Annotated in this window: 23 protein-coding genes, 1 tRNA gene and 1 riboswitch; of the genes, 23 read left to right on the top strand and 1 reads right to left on the bottom strand. The window is 72.6% G+C overall.

Going from position 1 to position 24,883, the window contains the following annotated elements; genetic code table 11:
• Positions 1 to 25 precede the first annotated feature (25 nt).
• From QSK22_RS28955 to QSK22_RS29010, 12 genes are all read left to right on the top strand, one after another.
• Positions 26 to 547, top strand: coding sequence for a hypothetical protein (locus QSK22_RS28955; RefSeq protein ID WP_285497605.1), 522 nt, complete (start codon positions 26 to 28; stop codon positions 545 to 547).
• A complete protein-coding gene (locus tag QSK22_RS28960; RefSeq protein WP_285497606.1) occupies positions 544 to 693 on the top strand; it encodes a hypothetical protein in 150 nt (49 codons plus the stop codon). Before QSK22_RS28955 ends, QSK22_RS28960 begins: the two co-directional genes overlap by 4 nt.
• Positions 690 to 1,694, top strand: coding sequence for a hypothetical protein (locus tag QSK22_RS28965; protein ID WP_285497607.1), 1,005 nt, complete (start codon positions 690 to 692; stop codon positions 1,692 to 1,694). The genes QSK22_RS28960 and QSK22_RS28965 overlap by 4 nt, the downstream gene beginning before the upstream one ends.
• A 261-nt stretch (positions 1,695 to 1,955) precedes the next feature.
• On the top strand, positions 1,956 to 2,201 hold the full coding sequence (locus QSK22_RS28970; RefSeq protein WP_285497608.1) for a hypothetical protein: 246 nt from the start codon (positions 1,956 to 1,958) through the stop codon (positions 2,199 to 2,201).
• 78 nt (positions 2,202 to 2,279) lie between these two features.
• Positions 2,280 to 2,603, top strand: a complete 324-nt coding sequence (locus tag QSK22_RS28975) for a hypothetical protein (protein WP_285497609.1) — start codon at positions 2,280 to 2,282, stop codon at positions 2,601 to 2,603.
• Positions 2,590 to 2,961 (top strand): hypothetical protein, encoded by a 372-nt coding sequence (locus QSK22_RS28980; protein ID WP_285497610.1) that lies wholly within the window; start codon positions 2,590 to 2,592, stop codon positions 2,959 to 2,961. Before QSK22_RS28975 ends, QSK22_RS28980 begins: the two co-directional genes overlap by 14 nt.
• The gene (locus tag QSK22_RS28985) at positions 2,961 to 5,021 is read left to right on the top strand and encodes a hypothetical protein (protein ID WP_285497611.1); all 2,061 of its coding nucleotides are present in this window, start codon (positions 2,961 to 2,963) and stop codon (positions 5,019 to 5,021) included. Before QSK22_RS28980 ends, QSK22_RS28985 begins: the two co-directional genes overlap by 1 nt.
• 441 nt (positions 5,022 to 5,462) lie before the next feature.
• Entirely contained in the window at positions 5,463 to 5,615 is a 153-nt protein-coding gene (locus QSK22_RS28990; RefSeq protein ID WP_285497612.1) for a hypothetical protein, read from the top strand.
• Between the two features lie 87 nt (positions 5,616 to 5,702).
• Positions 5,703 to 6,593, top strand: a complete 891-nt coding sequence (locus QSK22_RS28995) for a bifunctional DNA primase/polymerase (RefSeq protein WP_285497613.1) — start codon at positions 5,703 to 5,705, stop codon at positions 6,591 to 6,593.
• Entirely contained in the window at positions 6,590 to 8,221 is a 1,632-nt protein-coding gene (locus tag QSK22_RS29000; RefSeq protein ID WP_285497614.1) for a hypothetical protein, read from the top strand. The genes QSK22_RS28995 and QSK22_RS29000 overlap by 4 nt, the downstream gene beginning before the upstream one ends.
• Positions 8,222 to 8,561: 340 nt before the next feature.
• Complete coding sequence (locus QSK22_RS29005; RefSeq protein WP_285497615.1) at positions 8,562 to 8,789, top strand: helix-turn-helix transcriptional regulator; 228 nt, start codon at positions 8,562 to 8,564, stop codon at positions 8,787 to 8,789.
• Positions 8,789 to 9,997, top strand: a complete 1,209-nt coding sequence (locus tag QSK22_RS29010; RefSeq protein ID WP_285497616.1) for a tyrosine-type recombinase/integrase — start codon at positions 8,789 to 8,791, stop codon at positions 9,995 to 9,997. Before QSK22_RS29005 ends, QSK22_RS29010 begins: the two co-directional genes overlap by 1 nt.
• A gap of 83 nt (positions 9,998 to 10,080) precedes the next feature.
• Here the strand turns inward: QSK22_RS29010 and QSK22_RS29015 are convergent.
• A tRNA-Pro gene (locus QSK22_RS29015) sits at positions 10,081 to 10,154 on the bottom strand.
• A 236-nt stretch (positions 10,155 to 10,390) separates the two neighbouring features.
• Here QSK22_RS29015 and QSK22_RS29020 point away from each other — a divergent pair.
• From QSK22_RS29020 to QSK22_RS29070, 11 genes are all read left to right on the top strand, one after another.
• The gene (locus QSK22_RS29020; protein WP_285497617.1) at positions 10,391 to 11,086 is read left to right on the top strand and encodes a serine hydrolase; all 696 of its coding nucleotides are present in this window, start codon (positions 10,391 to 10,393) and stop codon (positions 11,084 to 11,086) included.
• Between the two features lie 230 nt (positions 11,087 to 11,316).
• Positions 11,317 to 11,468: riboswitch (cyclic di-AMP (ydaO/yuaA leader) on the top strand.
• A gap of 11 nt (positions 11,469 to 11,479) precedes the next feature.
• Positions 11,480 to 12,196, top strand: coding sequence for a CHAP domain-containing protein (locus QSK22_RS29025; RefSeq protein WP_285497618.1), 717 nt, complete (start codon positions 11,480 to 11,482; stop codon positions 12,194 to 12,196).
• Between the two features lie 197 nt (positions 12,197 to 12,393).
• On the top strand, positions 12,394 to 15,231 hold the full coding sequence (locus tag QSK22_RS29030) for a bifunctional glycosyltransferase/CDP-glycerol:glycerophosphate glycerophosphotransferase (RefSeq protein ID WP_285497619.1): 2,838 nt from the start codon (positions 12,394 to 12,396) through the stop codon (positions 15,229 to 15,231).
• Positions 15,224 to 16,507: a glycosyltransferase gene (locus QSK22_RS29035; protein WP_285497620.1), complete on the top strand. Its 1,284-nt coding sequence runs from the start codon at positions 15,224 to 15,226 to the stop codon at positions 16,505 to 16,507. The genes QSK22_RS29030 and QSK22_RS29035 overlap by 8 nt, the downstream gene beginning before the upstream one ends.
• A 90-nt stretch (positions 16,508 to 16,597) precedes the next feature.
• Positions 16,598 to 19,030: a SpoIIE family protein phosphatase gene (locus QSK22_RS29040; RefSeq protein ID WP_285497621.1), complete on the top strand. Its 2,433-nt coding sequence runs from the start codon at positions 16,598 to 16,600 to the stop codon at positions 19,028 to 19,030.
• Positions 19,031 to 19,085: 55 nt separating this feature from the next.
• On the top strand, positions 19,086 to 20,300 hold the full coding sequence (locus QSK22_RS29045; RefSeq protein ID WP_285497622.1) for an acyl-CoA dehydrogenase family protein: 1,215 nt from the start codon (positions 19,086 to 19,088) through the stop codon (positions 20,298 to 20,300).
• Positions 20,297 to 21,082 (top strand): SDR family oxidoreductase, encoded by a 786-nt coding sequence (locus QSK22_RS29050; RefSeq protein ID WP_285497623.1) that lies wholly within the window; start codon positions 20,297 to 20,299, stop codon positions 21,080 to 21,082. The genes QSK22_RS29045 and QSK22_RS29050 overlap by 4 nt, the downstream gene beginning before the upstream one ends.
• Before the next feature lie 13 nt (positions 21,083 to 21,095).
• Complete coding sequence (locus QSK22_RS29055; protein WP_285497624.1) at positions 21,096 to 21,713, top strand: TetR/AcrR family transcriptional regulator; 618 nt, start codon at positions 21,096 to 21,098, stop codon at positions 21,711 to 21,713.
• A gap of 24 nt (positions 21,714 to 21,737) precedes the next feature.
• The gene (locus QSK22_RS29060) at positions 21,738 to 22,892 is read left to right on the top strand and encodes an acetyl-CoA C-acetyltransferase (protein WP_285497625.1); all 1,155 of its coding nucleotides are present in this window, start codon (positions 21,738 to 21,740) and stop codon (positions 22,890 to 22,892) included.
• 34 nt (positions 22,893 to 22,926) lie between these two features.
• Positions 22,927 to 24,072, top strand: a complete 1,146-nt coding sequence (locus QSK22_RS29065) for a CoA transferase (protein WP_285497626.1) — start codon at positions 22,927 to 22,929, stop codon at positions 24,070 to 24,072.
• Complete coding sequence (locus QSK22_RS29070; protein ID WP_285497627.1) at positions 24,069 to 24,875, top strand: HTD2 family dehydratase; 807 nt, start codon at positions 24,069 to 24,071, stop codon at positions 24,873 to 24,875. Before QSK22_RS29065 ends, QSK22_RS29070 begins: the two co-directional genes overlap by 4 nt.
• Positions 24,876 to 24,883: the final 8 nt, after the last annotated feature.

Here is a 24,883-nt window from a genome sequence, read left to right on the forward strand (position 1 = left end):
ACCGGCCGGAAGGAGGAAGCAGCAAGTGAAGCCCAAGAAGCTGAGCGCCGAGACCCGCGCGGTGATCGACGCCGTGCGTGAGGCGCTGGACGTCCCCGCGGCGGCGCCGCACCCGGGTGACCGGGAGCGGCGCGGCGAGATCCTCGACGCCCGCATCCGCGTCCTGCTCTCCTGCCTGACCGACCTGCTTGACGCTGGCGAGCGGCGGGAGGGCGGCCGCGTGGACGTGCAGGCGCACATGGACGCCATGCGGAAGTGGATCGCCGCCTACACCGTGTCCGGCTACAGCCGGGCCGACGACAGCGGCGGCGAGATGCACCGGGAGGGCGACCGGATGCGCGCGTGTCGGCCGGACGGTGCCAGACCTGCGGCGGGCAGATGTGGCAGGTCCGGGGCCCGGACGGGCGGGTACGTGTGCGGCGCGCCGGACGAGGGCCCGGACGGCATCTGCGGGATGCCGGTGGAGTCCGAGCCCTGCCCCTACCACGGTCGGCCCGACACCAGCGTGACCGGTGGCGCGGCGAACCCGTCGGGAGGTGTGTCGTGACGACGGCGGAGATGCTGCGGGACGCGGGTGCGCTGGCGGTGCTGGCCGTGCTGGGCCTGGCGCTGGCGGTGCTGCTGCTGCGGCTGGTGGCGCTGCCGCTGGCGGCGGGCGCCTGCGGTCCGGCCGGGCAGGGGGTGTCGCGATGAACACGCAGATCCCCTCGGCGGGCGCGCCGGACCCGGACGACGTCAGCCGGGGTCTCGCCGAGTTGGAGAGGCACCTGGCCGAGGTCGCCGACGCCACCGCGACCGATGGCGCCGAGCTGGAGGACGCGCCGTCCGGGGAGACGCGGCGGGTGCGCCGGTTGCGGGCCGAGGTGGCCGAGGCGCACCTGCTGGCCGAGCTGTACCAGGACGACACGCCGCTGACGATCGACTCGCCCCGCGTGCGGAAGCGGCGCCGGAAGGTGGCCGAGGCGCACCGGCTGCACGAGTTGTCCCGGGACCCGCGGGCCCTGGCGTGGCAGGCGGCCCGGGTGCGCCGTATCGCCATCGGTGCGTCCATGACGGCGCTGGGCCTGGCGCTCGGCTGGTCCACCGTCGGTGTGCAGGCGTTCGCCGCCGACGGCGCGCCCACCGGGTCCGCCGTGTGGTGGTTCGGGTGGACGGTGGAGCCGTTCCTGTCGCTGGCGCTGCTGTCCATCGTCGGCGTGCGGGCGTTCCTTGGCGCGCACGGCCAGCCGGTCGCAAGCAGGAAGCTCAACTGGCTTGAGGGCCTGTTCCTCAGCCTGACCGTGTTCATGAACGCGTGGCCGCACCTGCCCGGCGTGGCCGACACGTTCGCCGTTGAGCGGCTCGTGGTCCACCTGATCGGCCCGATCGTCGCCGTGGCGATTGTGACCGGCCTGCCGGTGATCCTGGCGGCCCTGTCCCGTCTGGACATCGACGACCTCGACGCCCCTTACCGGCCCCTTACCGGCCCGGAGTACAGGGGAAACGCGCCTACCGGGCCGGTCGTGGAGACCGACTCCGGTAAGGCCGGTAGGGCCGACGAGGAGGCCGACGCGATCCGCCAGACCCTGGAGTTGATCCGGTCCGGTGAGCTGCCCGAGAACCCCTCCGCGAACGCCATCCGCCAGCGACTCGGGTGCGGGATGACCCGGGCGCGTGCGATACGGGACGCGCTCCAGGAGACGCGGGGGCGATGAACACCCGGCACCGGCCCGCCGCGCGAGCAGTCACCGTAGGCGCCCTGATCCGCTACCAGGCCAGGTGCACGTGCGGCGCGGCCGGTCCGGCGCGCAGGACCCGGGGCGAGGCCCGCCGCGACGTGACCGAGCACATCAACAGCCTGCCGCCGGCACCGGCTGAGGCACGGTGCCGGGACCCCCAGACCCACAACACCAAGCCGTGGGAGACCTGCCCACTCTGCGCGGGCCAGCTCGCGCTCTGGTGAAAGGAGACCAGCCATGTACGTGACCGTCGTCCGAGACGCCACCCTCCCCAGGTTCCGCACCCTGTTCGGCGCGGCCGTCCGAGTTCAGGAGGTCGTGGTACGCGACGGCACCGAGTACCGCGCGTACCGGTGGCTCTGCCACTGTGGCGAGAACGTCATCTACCGCATCGACGGCGTCATCACCGAAGACCAGGCGCTCAACAACGCCCGTGAGGACGCGAACGACCACTCCGGCCTCTGCCGAGTCTTCCCCGAGTAGCAGCAGGGCCCGGCCGGGCTTATGCGCTCAAGCGACACCGGCCGGGCCACCCCCACAGCGACAGGAGGCAACACCAGCATGGCAGAGATCGAAGAACTCGCCCGGATTCCCTTCCGGGGATCCCTCCAGGCCCAATTCGAGATGTACGGGCGCGAGCTCTACACCATCGCCCGCGCCTGGGCCCACGAGCTGGAGATGGCCGCGTCGGACGCTGAAGCGGCCATGACCGAGCTGCACGGCAACCCCTGGTTGCTCGGGCTGGACGCGAAGATCAAGGCCCGCAAGGTCGCCAAGCGCATCAAGCGCGCCCAGGAGATGGCGGACGGCCTCGCCCAGGAGGCCCAGCGGTTCTACAAGTCGTACCTCAAGCAGTTTGTGGAGGCGTCCCGTGGTGTCCGCTGAGAGCAAGATCGCCCAGATCGGCGAGATCCACTTCGGGGGCAAGGTCGGAAGGCAGATCTCCAAGTACGCCAAGGAAAACCAGCGACTGGCCCACGACCTCGCCGCCGAACTCGACGTCGCGTCCGGTGAGGCGCTCGCGGCGATGCGCAGGCTCAGGCGGGACCCGCGTCTCCGCCGGATCGACGTGTTGGTCAAGGCGATCCTGGTCGCGCGGCACCTGCGTCGCGCCCGGGACCTGTGCCAGGGCATCTCGGCAGAGATGGTGCGGTTCAACGCCGCGTACAGGCGGGAGTTCCTGGAGATCGAAGAGGAGATGCGCCGGCGGGGCCGCCGCGCCGACGGGGAGGTGACGCTCTGATGGCCACCCGCAGCATCGAACGAGTGGGCGGGGCCGCACTGGAACGCGCCGCGGTGTCCGCCGTGTCCAAGGTCGGCACGCTGGCGCCGCCGTGGGCCATCCTCGGCATCACCTGGCCGGTCGCGTGGATCGGACACGCCGGGTGGGGCGACGGGCAGGCTGCCGCCTGGATGTCCATGGGCGGTACCGCGGCCACCATCGGGCTCGGCGCCCTCACCTGGGTCGTCTCCCACTCGCGGGACCTGCTGGGCCGCCTCCACAGCACGGCCACCACGACGGGCGCGACGCTGTGGGGCACGGTCGCAATCATCACCGGGCCCGACCACCCCGCCACCCTCGGCGTCTACTACCTCGGCGGGATCAGCCTCGCGGCGTCCTGGAACATCCGGAAGGCCATCCGGTCGAAGGACCCGCAGTCCGACACCGACAAGGACCCCATGGGGAGCCTGTTCGACCGGGCCAAGGAGCGGTTCGGGCTCAAGAACGCACAGGTCAAGACGCTGGAGGTGGACGGGCGTCGGATCAAGGGCACGTTGCAACTCCCGCCCGGCGAGCGGACCCAGTCCGAGATGCTCCGGAAGACGGAAGAGCTCGAGTCGGGCTTGAGGTTCCCGCCCGGGTCGGTGGTGCTCGCCCCCGACGAGGATGACGCGTCCCGCATGCACATCACGGTCACGGACCCGCGGGTCATGAAGCGGCCGATCCCGTGGCCCGGACCGTCCAAGCCGGGCGCGTCCATCGCCGAACCGCTGCGTCTCGGCGTCTACCAAGACGGAACCGAAGCACTGTTCCACCTGGTCGGCGTCCACATCCAGGTCATGGGCATGACCGGCAGCGGCAAGTCAATCGGCGCGTTCCGGAACATCGCCGCCGAGGTGATCACCCGACAGGACGCCGTGCTCATCGTGGTGGACCTCGCCAAGTCCACACAGACGGTCGGCCCCCTGCTCAACGGCATCGCCCGCTTCGTTGAAACCAAGGCCGAGCTCGTTGAGTTCATCCGCACCCTGGTCCGGGACATTCCGGAGCGGACCGCCTACCTCGCCGAGCACGGCTACCAGAAATGGCAGTCGGGCTGCGGCCTCACCTATCAGGTGATCTTCATCGAAGAGGCGGCCAAGGTCTTTGACGAGCTCGGCTCGCGAGACGAGGAGCTCCTGTTGCAGGCGCTCAAGGAGGCCCGGTCGGCGGGGGTCAGCATCATCCTGTCGATGCAGCGCGCCGACTACACGCAAATGCCGACCATCGCGCGCGCTCAGCTGGCGCGGATGACGTTCGGAGTGGCCAGCAGCGAGGATGCGTCGTTCGGCCTCTCCGAGCGCCAGCAGGCCGCTGACGCCTCGCCCGAACTGTGGGCGAACCACCAACCGGGCATGTGCTACCTGGATGCCCCCGGCGTCCCTGAGACGCACTACGCGATGCCGCTGCGGACGTACGCGTGGGGCAGCAGCGATCAGGAGGCCGACGCGGCAGCCAAGGAGCACGCGGCCCGCTACCCGGCATCCCGACTCACCCTGGACAAGTGGACCGCCCGGCTCATCGGGGACGGCCGGGCGGTCTCTGAGGGCCGCACGGAGGCAACGCAGCAGCAGGGAGGAGAGATGCGCCGCGACTACTGCTGGGAAGACGAGCCGGACAACGGTGACGACCTGGGTGACGTCGGCGACGCCATCGCCGAGTACACCAGCGAGCCGGAGACCGACCCGGACCTCGCTCGGATCACCGGCCGCGAGAAGATCCAAGAGCCGTCCAACGAGGAGGCCGAGCGGTTCGTGATCCCCGAGCCGACCGGCCAGAAGCTGTCGGCGGCGGCCGCACGCGAGCTGGTCCACGACTGGCTGAGGTTCCGCGCCCGGGGCGGGCGTCCCACGTTCACCGCGTCCGACCCCGAACTGCTCAAGGTCCGGGACGCCACCGGCAACCGGTCCCGGGCGTGGGCCTACAAAGTGCTGCGCGAGTTGACCGACCTCGGCGTACTGGAGGCCGACGACAGCGAGGCCACCACCCGCTACACGATCACCGACCTGTCCGCGCTCGACAGGGAGACGGTCGCCGTCTGACCCGCCCGTGAGGGGCCCGCACGGCCCGCGCCGGGCGGGCCCCTCACCTCGCGCGCGGCTGCGCGTGTAGACGCGCACCCGCACCCGTTGTTGATCTTGTCACGGGAGTGTCACAGCCCCCGTCACGGCGCCTGTCACGGGCCGTCACGTGACACCGTGACACCCCCTCTGACCAGTAACTCCCTCCCCCGACCCCCGCCCGCGTCACGCCCCGCAACTGCGCCGTCCGCCGTGAGGACGGCAGCACGGTCGTGCGCCCCTACCGCGGGCTGCGCAAGGCCTCGCCGGGCTGACCGCCGGTGCGTCCGGGCGGCCGGGCCGCAAGTCCGGCCGCCTCACGGACCGGCGAGACAGGCTCACCGGCCACGAACAGTGCCCCCGGGACGCCCAACCGCCAAGCCCGGCGCCCCGGGGCCCCTCCACAGGAAAGGAGTCCCCACCATGCCCCACACCCGCAAGCCCCGCAACATGCAGCCGCCCGCCGCGCGGTCACGCTGCAGGCACCGCGGCACCGTGTCGAGCTCGTGGCACGAGTGCCCGGTGTGCGGCCGGGCGTACGACGACCCGGCCGACGCCGACCGCTGCTGCCGGTAGCACCCCCCTGTCCGTCTAGTTCGGGCACCGGACGGCCCGCCTCCGGCCGTCCGGTGCCCCCGAAAGCCTCGTGTGGGAGGACGTGAGATGACACCGCCGACCGCTGATACGCTGGCCCGCTACGCGCTGGCCGCCGCTGCCCGGGGCTGGCACGTGTTCCCGCTGCGGCCCGGTGACAAGCGCCCCGCTGTGACCAACTGGGAAGGCCGCGCGACCGCCACCGACACCGCGCGCATCCGGCGGTGCTGGCAGCACGCCCCGTACAACATCGGGATCGCGTGCGGCCCGTCCGGGTTGGTCGTGATCGACCTCGACACCCCCAAGCCGGGGCAGGTTCCGCCCCCTGAATGGGCCGATGAACCCGGTATCAGCACCGGCGCCGACGTGCTTGCCGCGCTCGCCGAGCGACACGGCCAGCCGTTCCCATTCGAGACCTACACCGTGCGCACCGCATCGGGCGGGATGCACCTGTACTTCACCGCCCCGGCCGGCGCACGGTTGCGCAACACCGCCGGGCGTCTGGGCTGGCTGATCGACACCCGCGCTCACGGCGGATACGTCGTGGCCGCCGGAAGCGCCGTCGGTCCCAACGCTTACGCCACCGCCTACGACGTGCCGCCGGCGCCGTTGCCTGGCTGGCTGGCCGAGCTGCTGCACCCGGCGCCGCGGCCGACGCGGCAGCCGGTCGTGGTGCACCTGGCCGCGCCCGGCCGCCGCGCCGCCTACCTGAACAAAGCGATCAAGGCCAGCGTTGACGCGGTCGCCGCCGCACCGCAGGGGCGCCGCAACGCCACTCTGTACGGCGCCGCCGTCGCCCTCGGCCAGCTGGTGGCCGGCGGCGCACTGGACCCAGCCGACACCGAAGACCTGTTGGTCAACGCCGCCGTGCAGTCCGGACAGTCCGAGCTGGCCGCGCGGCGGACCATCGTGTCAGGGTTCCGGGCCGGTGCGCAGCGTCCCCGGAGGGTGCCCGCATGACCGCGAACACCCCGCCCCCGAACACCCCGCCCGCGACCGCCCCGCCCGCGACCGCCCCGCCCGCGGGCGCTCCCCGGCGGTTGAAGGTCGGGTCCGGGCCCGAGACCATCCGCGTCCTCAGAGCGGCGCTGGCCGCCGGTGCGCTGCCCGACACCTACGTCTCCGCCGGATCCCTGGTGCACATGGAGACCGTCTCCGGCAGCACGGCCAGCCCGGCCGCCGACGAAGACTCCCCGCTGCCTGTCACTGCGAGCCCCATCACGCCCGCGTCCCTGGCCGGGCTGCTGGCCGAACACGCCTACGTGTACCGGGAGCGCTCCCGCAAGACCGGTGACGGCGGGGTGGAGTTCTATGAGGAGGAGGTGACCCCGCCGCGCGAGATCCTGGCGTCGGTGCTGGCGGGCAAGACCTGGCCGAACGTGGCGCCGCTGCGCGGCGTGATCGGCGCGCCCGTGCTGCGCCGAGACGGCACCCTGCTGCAACGCCCCGGCTACGACCCCGCCACCGGCCTCTACCTCGCCTCGAAGGTCGCGCTCCCGCCGGTCCCCGACGAACCCACCCCCGAACAGGTCCACGCCGCCCGGGAGTTCCTGCTCGACCGGTTCCTGCGCGACTTCCCCTGGGCCAGTCCCGCCGACCGGGCGAACTACATCGCGCTGCTGGTGACGCCGATCCTGCGGCACTTCACCCGCTCGCTGACGCCGTTCGGGTTGATCGATGCGACCATGCCCGCCTCCGGCAAGAGCATCCTGACCGGGGCCTGCGGCATGCTCTACGGCCAGCGCGTCATCCCCTGGCCCTATGCCGAAGAAGAGCTGCGCAAGAGCATCACGGCCGTGCTCGCCGAGCAGGTCGGCGTGGTGGTCTGGGACAACCTCGCCGAAGGCAGCGTGATCGACTCGGCCACCCTCGCCCTGCTGGTCACCACCGGCGTGTGGTCCGACCGGCAGCTCGGCGCGTCCCGCAACATCGCCACCGTCAACGACCGGCTGTGGATGGCCACCGGCAACAACCTGCAGGTCGGCGGGGACATGGCATCCCGCACCGTCCGGGTGCACCTCGATCCCAACATGCCCCGCCCCGAACAGCGTGACCAGAGCCGTTTCGGCATCCCGCACCTGGATCAGTGGATCACCGTCCCGGCCAACCAGATGACGGTGCTGTGGCACCTGCTCGTGCTGGTCTTGGACTGGACCCGCCGCGGCGCGCCCCGCGCCGACACCATCGCGATGCGGCAGTTCACCCCCTGGGCCCAAGCGCTGGGCGGGTTCCTGGCACACCATGGCATCGAAGGATTCCTCGGCAACGCCGCCGAGGTACGCGACATCGACGAAGACGAGACCCGCTGGCGGGCGTTCCTGGCGTGCTGGCACCGCCTGCACGGCGACCGGCGCATGACCGCCGCCGAGCTGCGCCGAAGCGGTGAGCCCGAGCGCATCGGCAACGACGAACACGACCCCTGGGATGGCCAGTTCATCACCACTCACACCGGCCGCCCGCCCAACGTGCTCGCTCTCGGCCGCCTGCTCACCGGCCAGGTCGGCCGGTGGCGCGGTGACTACGTGATCCGCTGCGCCAAAAACGACCGGGGCGACCGCAACGTCTTCTGGGTCGAACACCTTGCCTGAACCGATGCCGGACCAGGGGCCGCTGAAACATCCCCGGAAACTCCGCAACGCCGCACCCCCCCGCTCACCTGCACAAACACGTGCGGAGATAGCGGAGACCAAACTCCGGTCATCTCCGCAACTCCGCACCCCCTGCGGAGATCAACCCCCGGTTGCGGAGATGACCAGAGCCCCACCGTCTCTATCTCCGCACACATCACCGCAGGTCACGGCCACATTTGCGGAGATGCGGAGATGCGGAGATGTTTCAGCCCCTCCCACAGAGACCAGAGGGGCAAGCGCCAAGCGCGCCGCTGGCGCCCCGATACCCAACGTCAGTCAGACGCCCTAGGAGAGGGTCATGGACGTCTTGAAGCCCGAACCGCTGTGTGAGGAGCGGTACCTCACGACGGAGGAGGTGGCCGCGTTGATTGGGGTGGACCCCTCCACTCTGCGTCGGTGGCGGACCGGCCGCCCGATGCAGGGACCGCCGTTCGTGAAGGTGAGCGAGTCGGTCACCCGCTACAGCGTGACCGACGTGCGGGAATGGCTGTTGAGCCGCCGTGTCGACCCCGCGAAGGTGGCCTGATGGCGCACCGGGAAGTGCCGCCGCTGGGGGTTTCCCTGGCCTGCGACATCGAGTACCGGCCCAACCGCCGTTCGCCGTACCGTGCCCGGGTCCGCTGGTTGGACCCGGGCGGGGGCAGCCGAAGGACCCTTTCGGAGTCGAAGGCGACCGAGGATGAGGCCAGGGACTGGATCGAGATGATCCGGCAGGCCGCCAAGGGCGGGATCGACCCGGCGACAGCGACCATGGATCTCGCCACGTACGGCGAGAGTGTGATGGACCTGGCCATGCGCGGGTTGGAACCGAAGACGCTGGACCCCTACATGGCGGGCTGGCGGCTCAGGGTCGTTCCGGCGCTGGGGCATCTGCCGGTACGCATGATCACCAATGGTGCCGTTGACCGGACGGTTCACGCCTGGATCGCTGAGGGGTGCGGGCGTTCCACGGTCAAGAACAGCCTTGCCGCGCTGACCAGGGTCATGGAACAGGCGGTGCGGGACGGCATCATCGACCGGAACCCCGCCCGGGTCGTGGGCTGGCAGCGCGCGTACAACCAGGCGGAAGACGAGTTGGACGACCCGCGGCGGCTGGCCCTGCCGGACTGGGACACCCTGGTGAAGCTGGCGAACGCTCTGGTAGAGCGGTCGGCTGACCGGTACGCCGGATGGGGCGAAGTCGTCATCTTCGCCGCGTGCACCGCCGCGCGGATCGGGGAGGTGTCGGGCGTGCGCGCTGGCGACATCGACCGGAAGGCGTGGGTGTGGACGGTGCGTCGCCAGACAACGCCGTCGCCCGGCGGGTTGGTGGACAAGCGCACCAAGGGCAAGCGCGCCCGGGACGTGCCCCTGATCCCGGAAATCCGGGAGATGGTCGGCCGACGCTTGGACGCCGTCGGCGACAACCCGGACGGGCGGTTGTTCACCGGCCCCCGGGGCGGCCGGATCACCACGGCCGTCCTGCGGGACGCCACGCACTGGGACGAAGTGGTGCAGAAGCTCGGGTTTGAGCATCTGCGGCGGCATGATCTGCGGCACACGGGGTTGACGTGGATGGCCGACGCCGGCGTCCCGGTTCACGTCCTGCGGAAGATCGCCGGGCATGGGTCCCTGGCCACTACGCAGCGGTATCTGCACCCGGACAAGAGGTCGATCACGGCGGCGGGGGAGGCGTTGAGCCTGCACCTGAGCGACCGTAGGTCCCCATCTGGTCCCCAACTCCGGGTGGTCTGATCACCGCGTCCGCTGGTGGGGCCGGATGCACAAAGACCCGCTGACCTGGGCTGATGCCCTGGTCGGCGGGTCTTCCGCATCTGTCGGGACGGCGGGATTTGAACCCACGACCCCTTGACCCCCAGTCAAGTGCGCTGCCAAACTGCGCTACGTCCCGGCGCCTGCCGCAGCAGGCGTGATTACTGTAGCGCAGTCTGCGGGGTCATGCGTACCGAGATAGCGGGAGCCTGGGCTCGGGCGGGCCGGGTCGGGGTGGCTCTGGTGGTTGTGGCCGGGGCGCTCTGTGGGTGTGAGCGGGAGATGGAGCGGGCCCCGGGGGCGGTGAGCAGTAGCGCGGTGGAGTCGGCTCCCAGCGCGACCCCCAAAGCGCGGAAGGCGGTCCCGACGCCGAAGGTGCCTCGGGGGACGCGGGCCGGGTACGTGGTGTTCGACAGGGAGAGCCGCAGGACGGTGCGGCAGTACCGGCCGCGCCAGGTGTTCCGGTCGGCGTCGGTGGTGAAGATCCTCATCGCGCTCGATCATCTGGAGCGGAGCCGGGACGTCGATCCGCGGCTGGGGTTGATGCTGCGGTCCAGTGACGACGCGGCGGCGACGGCGTTGTGGAGACGGGGTGGGCGCGGGGAGATCGTCGAGCGGATGGCGCGCAGGATGGGGCTCGCCGACACCAGGCCGCCGCCCGCGGACAGACCGGGGTTCTGGGGGTACACCGCGCTCAGCGCCGCGGACGTGGTGAAGGCGTACCGGTACCTGCTGGAGAGGGCGCGGCCCGAGCACCGCGATGTCGTGCTGCGGGAGCTGCGCAGGGCCACCCGGCGGGGGACGGACGGCTACGACCAGTTCTTCGGAATACCACGGACCGTGTCGAAGCCGTGGGCGGTCAAGCAGGGCTGGTCGGGCTTCGGGCAGGGCGCGTCCGGGGTGGTGCCGGGTGACCTGGGGTTGGGGCGGCCGGTCCTGCACACGACCGGGCTCGTGGGGCCGGGGGAGCGGTACGTCGTGGCGGTGCTCACACTGCAGCCGGCGGGGACGTCCTACGCCACGGCGGCCGCCAGGATCACGGCACTGACGCGACAGGTGTGCACCCTGTGACCCCAGGGGCTCGTTTCTGATGTTGTCGCAGGTCAGAGGGTCTTTACGTTCTTTGCCCCGGCGTGGGGATCTGATAACGTCTGACCGGCTCCCGCGACGCGCGCCATGCGTCGTGGCCTGTCGTGGCCCGGGGAGGGACCCGGGGCGCGGCCGTGGCGCGCGAGGATGCGCCCCCTTTCGAGTTCAGACCAGTGAGCGGCCGCTGTCGGCAGCGGCGGCCGTGGCCGAATCCGTGTCCGGCGCCTGATGCGAGGACCGGAGCCGGGGACCCAAGTCGGGCCGATCAGGCCCAGGGGTGAATCGGCGTGCCGGCGATGCGCGCCGTAGGGCTCTTCGATGCCCGAATCCGTCAGCTGACCCGGTAGGCGCGATGGGAGACAAGGAGTTCTCTGCATGCCCGATCGAACCGCTTCTCAATCCCTCGAGGCTCGCCTGGGCGTGGGGGTGGCCGTGGGGACGGTGCTGGCCGGAGCCGTCGGCTTCGCCCTGCTCGGCCCTTCCGCCGAGCAGGAGCCCCGCGACAAGGGGACCGTCGCCCAGATGCGGGTGGAGACGGCGCACAAGAGCCTCTCCATCGGTGACAAGCCCGAGGGGTACGCGGTGCCGATCCGCAAGGTCGAGCCGTCCGAGGCGATCCGCCTGGCCCTGGAGCAGGTCGGTGTCAAGGAGGGGCCCGGCCGGCAGACCAAGTACCACGACTGGTTCGTGTCGACGCCGAACGCGAAGATGACGGCCGAGCGCGACGGCGGTTTCAGCGTGGACGACTACAACGGCGCCGAGTGGTGCAACATGTTCGTGTCCTGGGTGGGCGCGCAGCTCGGTGTCAAGGACATGGGGTGGGACGCCTACACCGTCCAGCACGCCAGGTGGTTCGCCAAGAAGGGGCGCTGGGGGCACAAGGCCAAGCCCGGGGCCGTGGTGTTCTTCGACTGGCAGAACGGGCCCGACGGCGGCATCGGCGGAATCGACCATGTCGGCCTGGTCGTCAAGGACAACGGGGACGGCACCATCACCACCGTCGAGGGCAACACCAACGACGAGGTGGAGAAGCGGGTGCGGTCCAAGTCGCTCGTCGCCGGGTACGGGTACCCGAACTACGACGCCGACTGACGGCCGGTGGGCGGGGGCGTCCGGTGCATGCCGGGCGCCCTTTGTCGTCTGGAATGCCGCAATCATTCACTATTTTTGTGGTGTTTTCTACTCCGTCGTTGCAGTGGCCGGAAAGGTATCCGGCACGCGAGCAGGGACGGGGGGAGGACACGTCCATGAGGGCAGGGCCGCACGGGCACGTCCCGCACGGCCCTGACGTGAGCGTGGTCGTGATCGCCTACAACGACGCGGCCCGGCTGCCCCGGGCGGTCGGTTCGGCGCTGAGGCAGTCGCTCGGCGCCGTCGAGGTCGTGGTCGTGGACGACGGGAGCGCCGACGGGACCGGGCCGGTGGCCGAACGGCTGGCCGCCGCGCATCCGGGACGGGTGCGGGCGGTGCGGCTGCCGGCCAACTCCGGCGGGTGCGGCCGCCCGCGCAACGCGGGGGTGGAGCGGGCGCGCGGCCGGTACGTGATGTTCCTCGACAGCGACGACGTCCTGGACCCGCACGCCTGCCTCAACCTGCTGACCGCGGCCGAGGACACCGGCGCCGACCTGGTCTCCGGGCTGTGCACGCGCGTCCGCACGGACCGGGGGCGGGGCCGGGAGCGCCCCTGGTACCCGTGGCTCTACCGGAGGACGGCGGTTTACGGCGCGCTGCGCGACAACCCGGACCTGTTGTACGACACCCTCGCCACCAACAAGCTCTACCGGCGCGCCTTCCTGGAGAGGCACGGGCTGCGGTTCGCGGAACGGCTGCACTACGAGGACCTGCTGTTCACGGCGGAGGCGTACCTGGCGGCGTCGCGTACCGCGGTCATTCCGCACCGCGTCTACAACTGGCTGGTCGAGCCGCATGCGCGGTCCATCTCAAGCCGGCGTTCGGAACTGGCCAACTTCGCCGACCGGCTGGAGATCCACCGGCGCATCGACGCGCTGCTGCTGCGGCACGGCGACGAGGAGCTGCGGCTCGCCAAGGACGTCAAGTTCGTCAACCACGACCTGCTGCTGTACATGCGCGACCTGCCGTGCCGCGACGCCGCCTACCGGGAGGGGTTCCGCACGCTGGCCGCCGACTATCTGGCCGGCCTCCACCCCCGGGTGTACGAGGAGGCCAACCCCATGGCCGCCATCGCCGCGTACCTGTTGCGTGAGGGCGACCAGGACGGGGCGTTGGCGGCGGCGGAGTACCGGGGCGGCTCGTCGGTGCTCGGTACGCATTTGCACCGGCACGACGGACGCGTCTTCTGGAGCGGCCGGTACGCGTCGTCGGGCCGGGCACGCCGCATCCTGGATGTGACGCGCCTGGGGCTGCAGCACTGCTCGCTCGGTGAGCTCCGCCCCCTCAACGTGGTCACCGGGCTGGCGGTGCGAGACGGCCGCGCGCGCTTGCGCGGGCACGTTCTGAACCCCCTGGGCAAGGTGGCGGGGGACGCGAGCTTGACGGCGGCCCTGGAGCTGTACGCCAGGAAGAGGCCCCAGCGGACGTTCCGCGTCGCGGCGACCGTCACCCATGCGGGCGACCGGCTCCTGTGGGAGGCGGACTTCGACCCCCGGCAGATCCGTCCCGTGGGCGCAGGCGACGCGGTGTGGGACGTGCGGCTGCGTCTGGACGCGGACGGCGAGGAGGTTGTCACCCGGCTGTCCGGCAGGGAACTCGGCGGTTCGGCGGAGCACGTGCTGCTGCCGGTGCGCCCCCGCCTCTCACGGCTCGCGGCCCGGGGGCTGCGCCCCTACATCACCACCTGGGGGAACCTGGCCTTCGTCCTGCACAGGGACGGACGCGCGTGGCGCATCGCCAGGGCGGCCGCGAGAACGCCCTTGGGGAGCCGTGCCCTCCGGGGCGCCCGTCGCTCGCTGGGAGCCGCGCAGCGCCTGCGCAGGGCGATACGGCGCGCGGCCACGTCCCGTGCCACCAAGAGGGCCCTGTTCAACCACGTGCTGAGCCGACTGCCCGTGCGCACGGGCACCGTCGTCTTCGAAAGCCACATGGGGCGCCACTACGCCGACAATCCCAAGTACATCCACCGCGAACTGTGCCGGGCCGGGGTCCCGGTACGGGCCGTGTGGGCCTACGAGTCCTCGCCCCGGGGCTTCCCCAGGGACGCCGTGCTGGTGCGCCGGAACTCGTGGGCGTACCACTGGGAACTGGCCCGCGCCCAGTTCTGGATCGACAACCAGGGATTCCCCGGCGGGCTGCGCAAGCGGCCGCAGACCACCTACATCCAGACCTGGCACGGTTCGGCCTACAAGCTCATGGGCTTCGACCAGCCCCGGATCAAGTCCGCCGGACGCGCCGAGCGCGAGCGGCTGAGCCGCATGGTGGACCGCTTCGACTGCTTCCTGATCCGATCGCGGCACGACGTCGACTCGCTCGTCAAAGGCCTCGGCGTACGCGCCGAACTGCTGCCGGCCGGCTATCCCCGCAACGACCCGCTCGTCAACGGCGATCCCGGCACGGCCGCGGAGGCGCAGGCCCTGCGCCGCTCCCTGGGCCTGGGCGACGGGCGCAGGGTGGTGCTGTACGCGCCCACGTTCCGCCGCGGCCCGGACGGGCAGCCGGTGCGGTACGTCGAGCCGCCGATCGACCCGCAGCGGTTCGCCCGCGAACTCGGCGACGCGATGGTCCTGCTGGTGCGGCCGCACTACCTGTGCCGCGCCCGGCGGTGCGCGGCGGACGGCATCCGCGCCCTCGACGCCGACCGCCTGCCCGACGTCACGCCGCTGCTCCTGCTCGCCGACGCGCTGATCACCGACCACTCGTCCCTGATGTTCGACTACGCGCTGCTGGACCGCCCGATGATCCTGCACGTGCCCGACCCGCAGGCGCTGGGCGGCGGCTACTTCGACCTGACCGAGCACGCCCCGGGCCCGGTCACCGCCACCGAGGACGACCTGGTGGCCGCCCTCGCCGACCTGGACCGCGTCGCGGCCCGCTACGCCCGGCGCCGCCGCGCCTTCGCCCGGCGGTTCGGCGAGTACGACCGGGGCACCGCCGCCCGCGCCGTCGTGGAGCGGTTCTTCACCACCGTCAGGGAGGGGGCCCGCGATGGCTGAGCCCAGGGACGTGTTCATCGTGTGCAACAACACCGACGCCGTGGGAGGCCTGCAACGGTGGGCGCACCACTTCGCGCGCCTGCTGGCCGGACGCGGGCACCGCGTCACCCTCGTCGGCGTCACCCACGCCGCCGAGCGGCACGACTACCAGGCGGACGGCTCGTACAGCGTCGTCACCCTGCACGAGCAGTGGCGGCCCCCCGCGATGGCGTGGCGCCCCCGCTCCGTCCGCCAGCGCCTCAACGTCGCCGCCTACGGACGCGACCTGTGGCGCACCAGGACCCTCCGCCAGGGGGCGGCACGCCTGTCGGAGATGTTCGCGGGGGCGCGCCCCGGCGGCGTGGTCATCGCGGCGCAGGTGTGGGCGATGGAGTGGGTCCGCGCCGCCGACACCGCCGGGCTCAAGGTCATCGGCATGACGCACGAGTCGTACGAGGCCACCCGCCGCTCGTCCCGCTACACCCGCGTCAGGGAGCTGTTCGCCCACTGCGACCGGCTGCTGGCGCTCACCGCCGAGGACGCCGACGCCTGGGCGCGCGACGGCATGACCAACGTCGGGCACATGCCCAACCCCCTGCACGTCACGCCGCGCCGCCTGCCGACGCTCGACGCGCCCATCGTGGCCTGCGTGGGGCGGCTGTCGGCCGAGAAGGGCGTGGACCTGCTGCTGGAGGCGTGGGCGCGGGTCGCGTCCCGGTACCCCGGCTGGCTGCTGCGCGTGTACGGGGCCGGTCCGGAGGAGGACGAGCTGCGCCGCCAGGCCGCCTCGATCCCCGAGATCGCCACGTCGGTGGAGTTCCGCGGTATCGTCTCCGACGTCGAGACGGCGCTCGCCGGCTCCTCGGTCTTCGTCCTGCCGTCCCGGGCCGAGGGGTTCCCGATGTCGGTGCTGGAGGCGATGGCCTACGGCCTGCCGACGGTGGCCTTCGACTGCGCTCCCGGCGTCCGGGCCCTGCTCACCGACGGGCAGGACGGGCTGCTCGTGCCGCCGGGCGACACCGCCGCCCTCGCGGAGGCGCTGGAGCGGCTCATCCGGGACGACGCCCTGCGCCGGGCCATGGGGGCGCGGGCCCGCGCGTCGGTGGAGCGGTACCGTCCCGACGCCGTCCTGGACCGCTGGGAGAGGCTGTTCACGCTGCTGCACCGGACCGTGCCGCCCGTTCAGGAGCCGATTCCAAAAACATCTTTTGACGAGAAAATCACTGCTCCATGGCGGCGGATCAGAAGATCTCCGACCGGCGTACGGGCTGGTGAGGCCTCCGAGGTGGATATTTGACCTCGGCTTTGCAGTGCCGCGATCTGCGCTGCCTGCCCGGTTTGTCGACGATTCCGACACTCATTGCAGTTCGACCTATATTCCGGTGTTGTGGAAATCGTGGACGCGGGGTGGAAGCAGCCGCCTGGTGGGCGGCCGCGGCCGGACGACATCGCCGGACAGGCCGGGGCGGGGACCGAGCACGCCCGGACCGCCGCCGGTGCGCTCGGCGCGGGCTCCTCCGCGCCCGGCGAGCGGCGGGCGGGCGGCAAAGGCCCGCGCGACGCCGCACCAGGGTCTTGCGGAGAGACGGCGTCGGCGGCGGCCAAGGCGCCGGACGAGACGTCGGGCGACGCGCCGACCGAGATGCAGGACGAATCATCAAGCAAGGCGTCGGGCGAGACGCCGGGCGAGGCCGCGCCGTCGGACGCGGGGCCGGACGGGGCCGGTGCCGCCAAGCCGGACTGCGGCCCCCCGGACGAGAGCAGGCCCCCGCGGGCCGGCGGACGGCCACCGGAGGAGCAGCCGCCCGCGCCCGCCCCGGCCGCGCCCGCAGCCGCGCAGGAGCAGGCGGAGGCACCGGAGCGGGGTAGGGGCCAGGGGGCCGGTGACCCTGGGGAGTCCCGCGACGAGTCGGGTGAGGACGCGCGCACCCGCGGCTCGGGGCGGCGGATGCCGATGCTGCAAGGCATGCAGGCCGCGGCGCGGCAACGCGCCGTGATCGCCGAGGCCCGGGTGCGGCTGGCCGACCGGCTGGGCTGCCAGCCCGGCGAGGCGCTGCAGCACCTGATCTGGCTGGCCCGCGACCTCGGCATGGATCTGGAGGAGACGGCCTCGCTGCTGGTCGGGGAGCGCCCGGCGGCCCGGGAGACGGGCGGCGACCCGTACGCCGTGGTCCGGGAGACCGCGCTGCGGGCGCGCAGCAGCGCCGGGCGCGAGGACGTCGACCCCATGGTGGTCGTCGAGGAGCTGCTGGGGCGGCCGATCACCGAGGACGCCGAGGCCGACGCCGACCTGCTGGCCGCGACTCCGGACGATCCGGTGGCGCGGGCGGTCCTGGACGCGGCGATCGTCTCGGCGGCCTGGCTGGTGCCGGTCCGCTCGCCGGAGGAGCGCGTCGTCGACTTCGTCTACGCCGCGCTCAACGAGCAGGCCAAGGACCCGTTCGGCCGCGGCGTCCGCGAGCTGCGGGGGCGGCGGCTGCTGCGGGCCGACCCGGGCGTGGTGCTGAGCGGCCTGTTCGCCGCCCACGTCGACGTGCTGGAGACGGGGCGCCCGTTCTCCCGCGGCCCGTTCTGGTACACCACCAGCCTCAACGGCACCTCGCGCACCATGCGGGTCACCGTCCGGTCCGTGCGCGTCCCCACCGGCATCTGCATGGTCTGGCGCTTCCACGACGAGGAGGAGCGCACGGCGCGGCGGCTGGAGCAGGCCGAGCGGCTGGCGCGCATCGGGTTCGCCGAGTGGGACGTGGCGACGGGCGAGCAGGACTGGTCGCCGCAGATGCTGGCCAACTACGGCCGCACGGAGCAGGACGGGCCGGTCACGCTGAAGGAGCTGTCGCAGGTCGTGGTCCCCGAGGACCTGCCGCTCGCCGAGGAAGCGCTGCACACCGTGCTGGACCGGCGCGAGCCCGTCCAGTACGAGCACCGCATCCGCACCCCGGACGGCGAGCGGCGGCATCTGTGGCTGTACGCCGAGCCGGTGCTGGACTCCTCGGGCCTGCTGGTCGGCGTGCGGATGCTGACCCAGGACATCAGCCACCGCCGGTCCCTGGAGGGCGCCCTCGCCGAGACCCGCCGCGACCTGCTGCGCCTGCAGGGCCAGTCGGCCCGGGAGCGGCAGGTGGCGCTGGCGCTGCGCCGCGCGATCCTGCCGCCCGACCTGATGCTGGCCGGGGCGAGCGGGCTGCGGGCCGCGGTCCGCAGCATCCCCGCCGAGAACACCGCGCGCATCGGCGGCGACTGGCATGTGACGCGGGTGCTGTCGGACGGGCGGGGGCTGTTCGCCGTCGGGGACTGCAGCGGCCACGGCCTGGCCGCCACCGCCGACATGGCGCGCATGCGGCACGGGCTGCTGGCCCTGTCCTACACCGGCGAGTCCGCCGGGCGCCTGATGGGCTGGCTGAACGACCTGGCCAACGATCTGGAGCCGACCGCCACCGGCACCGCCGTGATCGCCCATTTCGAGCCGGAGACCTGCCGCATGAAGTGGTCGATCGCCGGCCATCCGCCGCCGCTGCTGGTGCGCGACGGGCGGGCCCGGCTGCTGGACGACACGCCCGACCCGCTGCTGGGCGCCTTCCCGCGGCTGACCTACCGGACGATCACCACGCAGCTGCAGCCGGGCGACCTGGTGGTGCTCTACACCGACGGCCTGGTGGAGCGGCGCGACAGCGACCTGGACGAGCAGATCGACCGGCTGGCCCGGATCGTGGAGAAGCACGACGGCGAGCCGGACCGGCTGCTGGACCTGGTGCTGACCCGGATGGGCTACGACCCGTTCGCCGACGACACGACGCTGTTCATCGTCCGCGTGGCCTAGCCGGCGGACGCGGCGGGCGATACTTTCTAACAATCGTTTGGTAGAGTTCTGCGGTGTGAGCACGCGGGACGGGACGGGCCGCGCGCCCGGCCGGGAGAGCGCGGCCGACCGCGCCTTCCGCGCCGAGGTCCGCGACTGGCTGCAGACCAATCTGACCGGCGAGTTCGCCGCCGCCCGGGGCCAGGGCGGACCGGGCCGCGAGCACGAGGCGTTCCCGGTCCGGCTGGCGTGGGAGCGGCACATGGCCGCGGCGGGCTGGACCTGCCTGGGCTGGCCGGTCGAGTACGGCGGACGCGGCGCCACGGTCGCCCAGCAGGTGATCTTCCACGAGGAGTACGCGCTGGCCGGCGCGCCCGCCCGGGTCGGCCACATCGGGGAGAACCTGCTCGGCCCGACGATCATCGCGTTCGGCACCGACGCGCAGCGCGCCCGGTTCCTGCCGCCGATCGCCGCGGCGCGGGAGCTGTGGTGCCAGGGCTACTCCGAACCGGACGCCGGGTCCGACCTGGCCGGCGTGCAGACCCGCGCCGAGCTGGTCGCCGGGGAGTGGCGCGTCACCGGGCAGAAGGTGTGGACGTCCCTGGCGAAGGAGGCGGACTGGTGCTTCGTGCTCTGCCGCACCGAACCCGGCTCCGCGCGGCACGCCGGGCTGTCGTACCTGCTGGTCCCGATGCGCCAGGACGGGGTGGAGGTCCGCCCGATCGTGCAGCTGACCGGCACCTCGGAGTTCAACGAGGTGTTCTTCGACGGCGCCCGCACCGACGCCGCCAACATCGTCGGCGCGCCCGGCGACGGCTGGCGGATCGCGATGGCGACGCTCGGCTTCGAACGCGGCGTCGCCACGCTCGGGCAGCAGGTCGGGTTCCGCCGCGAACTGCAGGGCGTGATCGAGCTGGCCCGCCGCACCGGCGCCGTCGACGACCCGCTGCTGCGCGACCGGCTCACCCGCGCCTGGATGGGCCTGGAGATCATGCGGCTGAACGCGGTACGCACCATGGCCGGCGTCGCCGCGGGCGCCCCCGGCCCCGAGTCGTCCATCTCCAAGCTGGTGTGGGCGACCTGGCACCGGGAGCTGGGGGAGCTGGCCATGGACGTCCTCGGCGCGGCCGGGCTCGTCGCCGACGGCGCACCCTACAACCTGAACGACTGGCAGCGGCTGTTCCTGTTCTCCCGCGCCGACACCATCTACGCCGGGTCCAACGAGATCCAGCGCAACATCATCGCCGAGCGCGTGCTCGGCCTGCCGCGCGAGCCGAAGGGGGCCGCATGACCGGGGCGGCGCCGCGGTACGTGGACGGGCACGGCCTGCTGCGCGACCGCGTCGTGGTGGTCACGGCGGCGGCCGGGACCGGCATCGGCGGCGCGACCGCGCGCCGCTGCCTGGAGGAGGGCGCCGCCGTCATGGTGTCCGACGCGCACGAGCGGCGCCTGGCCGAGACGCACGCCGCGCTGGAGGAGGAGTTCGGCGCCGGCCGGGTGGCCGCCCGCCGCTGCGACGTCACCGCCGAGGACGAGGTGCAGGCGCTGTACGCGGCCGCCGTCGAGCGCTTCGGACGCCTCGACGTCGCCGTCAACAACGCCGGGCTGGGCGGCACCGCCGAACTGGCCGACATGACCGACGAGCAGTGGAACCGCGTGCTGGACGTCACCCTCAACGGCACCATGCGCTGCACCCGGGCCGCGCTGCGCATCATGCGGGAGCGCGGCTCGGGCGTCATCGTCAACAACGCCTCGGTGATCGGCTGGCGGGCGCAGCGCGGCCAGGCCCACTACGCCGCGGCCAAGGCCGGGGTGATGGCGCTGACCCGCTGCGTCGCGCTGGAGGCCGCCCCGCACGGCGTCCGCGTCAACGCGGTGGCCCCGTCGCTGGCGATGCACCCGCACCTGGTGAAGGTGACGTCGCAGGAGCTGCTGGACGAGCTGACGCGCCGGGAGGCGTTCGGCCGCTACGCCCAGCCCTGGGAGGTGGCCAACGTTATCGTCTTCCTGGCCAGCGACTACTCGTCCTACATGACGGGCGAGGTGGTCTCCGTTTCCAGCCGGCACCCTTAGGAGCACACCGCCCATGAGCCCACGACGGCGCGACACCGAGGGAACCGCGGCCGCGCGCGCGGAACGCCGCGCCGAGCTGCTCGCCACCGCGGCCGAGGTCTTCGCGGCCAAGGGCTACGCCGCCACCACCGTCCGGCAGGTCGCCGACGCGGCCGGGATCCTCGGCGGCAGCCTCTACTACCACTTCGACTCCAAGGAGTCGATGGTCGACGAGATCCTCTCGACGTTCCTGAACGAGATGTGGGCCGCCTACGACCGCGTGCTGGCCGCCGGGCTCGGCGCGCGCGAGACCGTGGAGGCCATCGTCGTGGAGTCGTTCCGGTCGATCGACCGGCACCGGGCCGCGGTGGTCGTCTACCAGAACGAGTCCCGCCACCTGGCCGCCACCAGCGAACGCTTCACCTACCTGCTCGAATCGCACCGCCGCTTCGAGGAGATGTGGATGTCGCTGCTGGAGCGGGGCGTGCGGGAGGGCGCGTTCCGCCCCGACCTCGACCTGCCGCTGGTGTACCGGTTCGTCCGCGACACCGTGTGGGTGGCGGCGAACTGGTACCGGCCCGGCGGGCGGCTGGCGGCCGACGACATCGCCAAGCAGTACCTGGCCATGGTCCTGGAGGGCATCCAGGCCTGAGCAGGAGCAGGAGGGAGGCCCGAGGTGGCCGAGGCATTCATCGTCGAGGCGGTCCGCACACCGGTCGGCAGGCGCGGCGGGGGCCTGTCCGGGACGCACCCCGCCGACCTGGGCGCGCACGTGCTGGCGGCGCTGATGGACCGGGTGGACGCCGACCCGGCCGCGGTCGACGACGTCGTCTTCGGCTGCGTGGACACCGTCGGGCCGCAGGCCGGGGACATCGCGCGCACCTGCTGGCTGGCGGCCGGACTGCCCGAGGAGGTCCCCGGCGTGACCGTCGACCGGCAGTGCGGCTCGTCCCAGCAGGCGGTGCACTTCGCCGCGCAGGCGGTGCTGTCGGGCACCGCCGACCTGGTGGTCGCGGGCGGCGTGCAGAGCATGTCGCAGATCCCCATCGGCTACGCGATGACCGCCGCCGAGCCCCTCGGCTTCACCTCCGGCCCGTTCGCCGGGTCCAGGGGCTGGACGCGCCGGTACGGCGACGCCGAGGTGTCGCAGTTCAACGGCGCCGAGATGATCGCCCGCGACTGGGGCATCTCGCGGGAGGAGATGGAGGCGTACGCCTACACCTCGCACCGGCGCGCGATCCGCGCGATCGACGAGGGGCGCTTCGCCCGGGAGACCGTCCCCTACGAGGGCGTCGCCGCCGACGAGGGGCCGCGCCGCGACACCTCCCCCGAGAAGATGGCCGCGCTGCCGGCCCTTCAGGACGGCGGGCGCATCACCGCCGCGCTGGCCGCGCAGATCTCCGACGGCGCCGCCGCGCTGCTGGTGGCGTCCGAACGCGCCGTGCGCGACCACGGCCTGACGCCCCGCGCCCGCGTCCACCACATCTGCGCGCGCGGCGAGGACCCGATCCGGATGCTGTCGGCGCCGATCCCCGCGACCGCGCACGCGCTGCGCCGCGCCGGAATGAAGATCGGCGACATGGACGCCATCGAGATCAACGAGGCGTTCGCGTCGGTGGTGCTGGCCTGGCTGAAGGAGACCGGCGCCGACCCGGCCCGCACCAACCCCAACGGCGGCGCCATCGCGCTCGGCCATCCGCTCGGCGCCACGGGCGCCCGCCTCATGACGTCCCTGCTGCACGAGCTGGAGCGCACCGGCGGCCGCTACGGGCTGCAGACCATGTGCGAGGGCGGCGGCCAGGCCAACGTCACCATCATCGAACGCCTCTGACGGCGCCGCGAACGCGGGGTTGCATAATGATCGGGTGCTTGAGGGCCTGCGGATCATCGAGGTGTCGAGCTTCGTCGCGGCCCCGCTCGGCGGCATGACGCTGGCCCAGCTGGGCGCCGAGGTGATCCGCGTCGACCCGCTCGGCGGCGCGGCCGACGTGGGACGCCACCCGCTCGCCCCGTCCGGCACCAGCCTGGTGTGGACCGGGCTGAACAAGGGCAAGCGGTCGATCACCGTCGACTTGCGCTCCCCGGAGGGGCGCGACGTCGTCACCCGCCTGGTGGCCGACGCCGGAACCGTGCTGACCAACGCGGTCGGCCGGGTCTGGCTGTCGTACGAGGCGCTGTCGAAGGCCCGCCCCGACCTGATCCACCTGCAGATCCAAGGGCGCGCGGACGGCACCGCCGCGGTCGACTACACCGTCAACGCCGAGATCGGGTTCCCGCTGGTCACCGGGCCCGCCGACCACGCCGGCCCGGTCAACCACGTGCTGCCCGCCTGGGACATGGCGTGCGGGCTGTACGCGGCCGTGGGCCTGCTGGCGGCCGACCGGCGCCGCACCCGCACGGGCGCCGGCGCGCGGATCACCCTGGCCCTGCACGACGTGGCGCTGGCCATGGCCGGCAACCTGGGCTTCCTCGCCGAGGCGCAGCTGGGCGCGGAGCGTCCCCGCATCGGCAACGACCTGTACGGCGGTCTCGGCCGCGACTTCCCCCTCGCCGACGGCGAACGCGTCATGGTGGTGGCGCTGACCGCCCGGCACTTCGCCGACCTGTGCGCGGCCACCGGGCTGACCGAGACCGTCGCCGAACTGGAGCGCCTGCTGGGCGCCGACTTCACCCGGGACGGCGACCGGTTCCGGCACCGCGAGTCCCTGTTCGCCCTGCTCGCGCCCTGGTTCGCCGGACGCACCCTCGCCGAGGTCGACGAGGCCCTCGCACCGACGTCGGTGCTGTACGCCCCGTACCGCCGCTTCACCGACTTTGACCCCGCGAGCAGCCCCCTGCTCCAGCAGATCGATCAGCCGGGCGTCGGCCGCGTGCACGCCCCGGCCTCGCCCCTGGACACCGGACGGCGCACGGTCGCGCCCGCCCCCCGGCTGGGCGAGCACACCGACGACGTCCTGGCCGAACTGGGGCTGGACCCGGCCGGGCTGCGCGCGAAGGGAGTGGTCGCTTGATCGACATCAACGGATGGGAACCCGGCCCGCAGGAGCGCACGCAGACCATCCACCCCGAGCCGGCCCGAGCGCTGGCGGCACTGCTCGACGTCGACCCGCCGGGTCCGCAGCTGCCGCCGCTGTGGCAATGGCTGTACTTCCTCGACCGCCCCCGCACCGCCGACCTGGGCGCCGACGGCCATCCCCGCGACGGCCATTTCCTTCCGCCGATCCCCGACCGGCGCCGCATGTTCGCCGGGGGCCGGCTCACCCTGCACCGGCCGATCCGCTTCGGCGACACGCTCACCCGGCGCTCGGAGACCGCCGACACCCGGCTCAAGCACGGTCGCAGCGGCGAGCTGCTGTTCGTCACCGTCCGCCACACCTACCTGCGCGACGGCGCCGAGATCGCCGTCGAGGAGCAGGACCTCGTCTACCGCAGCGGCGACCCGGCCGCACCCGCCTGCGCCCCCTCCTACGAGGCGCCGCGGGTGGAGGCGCCGTGGACGCTGCCGGTCACCGCCGACCCGGTGCTGCTGTTCCGGTTCAGTGCACTGACCTACAACGCCCACCGCATCCACTACGACCCGGTCTACACGACCGAGGTGGAAGGCCATCCGGCGCTGGTCGTGCACGGCCCCCTGCTGGCGATCCTGTGCCTGGAGCTTCCGCGCCGCGCCGGCCGCACGGTGAGCGAGCTGTCGTTCCGCGCCCGCAAGCCCGTCTACGTCGGGCAGCCGTTCGTCGCGGCCGGCTCGCCGGACGGCCGGCTGTCCATCGAGGCCCCGGCGGGCATCACGGCCATGACCGCGACGTTCGCATGACCGGGAAC

It is taken from the genome of Actinomadura sp. NBRC 104425 (genome assembly GCF_030269545.1).
Taxonomy (GTDB): Bacteria; Actinomycetota; Actinomycetes; order Streptosporangiales; family Streptosporangiaceae; genus Spirillospora; species Spirillospora keratinilytica.

Excerpts from the sequence above, each read along its gene's own strand:
- QSK22_RS29050 (WP_285497623.1), top strand. The coding sequence starts at position 20,297 with ATGACCGGGGCGGCGCCGCGGTACGTGGACGGGCACGGCCTGCTGCGC.
- QSK22_RS28995 (WP_285497613.1), top strand. The coding sequence starts at position 5,703 with ATGACACCGCCGACCGCTGATACGCTGGCCCGCTACGCGCTGGCCGCC.
- QSK22_RS28985 (WP_285497611.1), top strand. The coding sequence starts at position 2,961 with ATGGCCACCCGCAGCATCGAACGAGTGGGCGGGGCCGCACTGGAACGC.
- QSK22_RS28975 (WP_285497609.1), top strand. The coding sequence starts at position 2,280 with ATGGCAGAGATCGAAGAACTCGCCCGGATTCCCTTCCGGGGATCCCTC.
- QSK22_RS28970 (WP_285497608.1), top strand. The coding sequence starts at position 1,956 with ATGTACGTGACCGTCGTCCGAGACGCCACCCTCCCCAGGTTCCGCACC.
- QSK22_RS29010 (WP_285497616.1), top strand. The coding sequence starts at position 8,789 with ATGGCGCACCGGGAAGTGCCGCCGCTGGGGGTTTCCCTGGCCTGCGAC.
- QSK22_RS29035 (WP_285497620.1), top strand. The coding sequence starts at position 15,224 with ATGGCTGAGCCCAGGGACGTGTTCATCGTGTGCAACAACACCGACGCC.
- QSK22_RS29000 (WP_285497614.1), top strand. The coding sequence starts at position 6,590 with ATGACCGCGAACACCCCGCCCCCGAACACCCCGCCCGCGACCGCCCCG.
- QSK22_RS29055 (WP_285497624.1), top strand. The coding sequence starts at position 21,096 with ATGAGCCCACGACGGCGCGACACCGAGGGAACCGCGGCCGCGCGCGCG.
- QSK22_RS28990 (WP_285497612.1), top strand. The coding sequence starts at position 5,463 with ATGCCCCACACCCGCAAGCCCCGCAACATGCAGCCGCCCGCCGCGCGG.
- QSK22_RS29005 (WP_285497615.1), top strand. The coding sequence starts at position 8,562 with ATGGACGTCTTGAAGCCCGAACCGCTGTGTGAGGAGCGGTACCTCACG.
- QSK22_RS28965 (WP_285497607.1), top strand. The coding sequence starts at position 690 with ATGAACACGCAGATCCCCTCGGCGGGCGCGCCGGACCCGGACGACGTC.
- QSK22_RS29025 (WP_285497618.1), top strand. The coding sequence starts at position 11,480 with ATGCCCGATCGAACCGCTTCTCAATCCCTCGAGGCTCGCCTGGGCGTG.